The organism is Xanthomonas pisi DSM 18956, assembly GCF_001010415.1.
GTDB classification, from domain to species: Bacteria; Pseudomonadota; Gammaproteobacteria; order Xanthomonadales; family Xanthomonadaceae; genus Xanthomonas; species Xanthomonas pisi.
Map to the genome: position 1 here is coordinate 1 of NZ_JPLE01000177.1, position 567 is coordinate 567.

The following is a 567-nucleotide window of genomic DNA, read 5'->3' on the forward strand; positions in this document are numbered from 1 at the left end:
CATCTTGATTGTAAATTCATCAAAAGGGAAAACATTGCGCAGCCGTGCAAAGGTCAATTTCCTGTATTTTTCTGTTCTGGCGGTCCAATTTTAAACCGCCTCGCCGGGAAGAGATGCGGCCTCTACTGCTGATGCAATGTTAGGATAGAACTGATCATAACCAATGCCGCTGTGATAATCATCATAGTCTGACAACGGACCTGCAACCCTGATACGGTCCAATCGCCAACGGTCATCAAACAGCGTTCCGTCAAGGTCGAATACGTTTAAGATTTGATTATTTTTAAAGCTCATCCTTTTGATACTCCATCTTTGGCAACTGGATTATTGGTGATTGGCATCGCATTCCAAAACTGAATGCGTAATTCTTCTTGCTGCGCAGTGGTATCCATCCAATCACGATACCATGGGCAGTGGGCCTTCCCGTGGCGAGGGAATGCGCACTTGCCCATACCGATGCACTGCGGCTGTAGTAAAGGATTAGCCCACGGGTGCACCTTGAGGACTTCCGCTACCATTGCACGGAAAACTTCTTGGTACTCGCCTTGAGTGCGTGTACATAAGCGG

General features: G+C 47.6%; 2 protein-coding genes. Both read right to left on the reverse strand.

Going from position 1 to position 567, the window contains the following annotated elements:
* Positions 1-90 precede the first annotated feature (90 nt).
* Positions 91-294: a hypothetical protein gene (locus Y887_RS20505; protein ID WP_157004348.1), complete on the reverse strand. Its 204-nt coding sequence runs from the start codon at positions 292-294 to the stop codon at positions 91-93.
* The coding region (locus Y887_RS21135; RefSeq protein ID WP_211257004.1) for a hypothetical protein at positions 291-567 on the reverse strand (277 nt) is incomplete at its 5' end. The genes Y887_RS21135 and Y887_RS20505, both read right to left, overlap by 4 nt.

Excerpts from the sequence above, each read along its gene's own strand:
- Y887_RS20505 (WP_157004348.1), bottom strand. The coding sequence starts at position 294 with ATGAGCTTTAAAAATAATCAAATCTTAAACGTATTCGACCTTGACGGA.